Source organism: Rhizobacter sp. P5_C2 (assembly GCF_054049715.1).
In genome coordinates, this window is sequence record NZ_JBFULV010000231.1 from 1 (window position 1) to 1,884 (window position 1,884).

Here is a 1,884-nt window from a genome sequence, read left to right on the forward strand (position 1 = left end):
GTCGCGGGCGGTGAGGCTCGGCACAGCCAGGGCCGTGTCGCCCCCGCTGCGCGGCGGCGTCTGGCAGGCCGCCAGCGCCAGCAGGCAGGCGACGGCTGCGGCCAGGGTCAGCGCGCGGCGCTGAAGTGCTTGCATCGACTGCTCCCTCAAGAAGGCTTCTTCGGATCGGCTGCGGGCGGCCGCTTCAGCGGCGCCATCGTGCTGGCGAAGCTGGCGGCCACGCGCTGCGTGTCGGCCGCGGTGTCCTGCGTCGGCACGTAGCGCTCCTGCAGGGCCTGCGCCATCGCGTCGAAGCCCTTGTAGAGCTGGCCGAATTCGTCGGTGCGCTCCTCGCGGATGCGGTGCTCGAAACGGCCCAGCGCGATCTCGCGCATCGAGTCGCCCACCAGCTTGATCGGCCGCGCGAACCAGTTCGCGACGAAGTACATCGCCACCGCCACCGCCAGCACCGTGACGATCACCAGCACGATCATCAGCGTGAGGCTCAGCCGCGCCACCTGCGCGAGCGGCTTCTCGGGCACGCCGAGCGCGACCCGCCCGACCGCCTTGCCCTGGAAGGTCATCGGCGCCTCGAACACCAGCACGTTGTCGTTGTCGTCGAGCACGCGCGTCACACTGACGCCGCCGGCCCGGGTGCCCAGCAGTTCGCCGCTGCGCGCCTTGTACGGCTGGCCGACGCTCGCCGCGTCGCTCGACGCGCGCACCACGCCGGCCCGGTCGACCACGCTGACGCTCGTGAAATCGCGCGTCTTCATGACCTCGCCGACCGACACCTCGACCGCCACCCATTCGTCGGCCAGCGCCGACACCGCGTTCTGCGCCGCGATGAAGCGGCTGAGCGAGGCGCCGTAGTCGGTCACCTGCGCCATCATCGCGGCCGTCTGCTGCCGGTTGACGACCGCGCCGGTCACCGCCATCACCGCGAACACGATCGCGCCCATCATCAGCGCCCACTTCACACGCAGCGGCAGGATGCGGGGCTTCTCTTTCTCGCGCGCGTCGTCTTCGATGTCGCGCATCGCCTGGCTGATCGCCGCGGCCAGCTCCTGGCCGGTCTGGAAGCGCCGCTCCGGCTGCTTGGCCAGGCAGCGCTCGACGATGCGGCGCACACCCAGCGGCAGGCCGGTGCGCAGCTTGTCGATCGGCGTCGGCTCCTCGGTGGCGATCTTCATCGCCAGCGCGACGATGCTGTCGCCCTGGAACGGCGCGGCGCCGCTCAGCATCTGGTACAGGATGATGCCGACCGAGAACAGGTCGGAACGGCCGTCGACCTTGGAGCCCTTGGTCTGCTCCGGCGACATGTACTGCGGCGTACCGAGCACGTCGCCGACACGCGTCTGGTGCGTCGACGACGCCCCCGTGGTCACGTGCGCGATGCCGAAGTCGGTCACCTTCACGGTGCTGGTGCCCTTCAGCACCATGATGTTCGACGGCTTGATGTCGCGGTGCACGATGCCCTTGGCATGCGCGTAATCCAGCGCCTTGGCCAGCTGCAGCACGATCACCAGCGTGTCGCGGATCGGCATCGGGCCCGAACGCGCCATCAGCTCGTTCATCGGCTCGCCTTCGATCAGTTCCATCGCCATGTACGGCCGGCCTTCGATCTCGCCCACGTCGTGCACGGTGACGATGTTCGGATGCGACAGCATGCCGGCGGCGCGCGCCTCGCGCAGGAAGCGGGCGCGGTACTCCTCTTCCTCGCAGTAGGCGGCGTGCAGGAACTTGATCGCGATGGTGCGGTCGATGCCGGGGTCGTGCGCGCGGTAGACGCTCGCCATGCCGCCGCGCCCGATGCGCTCGGTGATCTGGTAGCGGCCGACCTGGCGCGGCGCCGCCGGGCTGGCGGCGGCCGGCGCACTGCGGCGCGCGGACTCACTTCCCGGC

The 1,884-nt window shown here is 70.4% G+C and carries 1 protein-coding gene; it reads right to left on the bottom strand.

The features are described 5' to 3' along the window. Positions 1-146: 146 nt before the first annotated feature. Positions 147-1,884 (bottom strand): protein kinase domain-containing protein (locus tag ACXJLU_RS33245; RefSeq protein WP_457337991.1); only part of this gene is annotated, 1,738 nt, incomplete at its 5' end.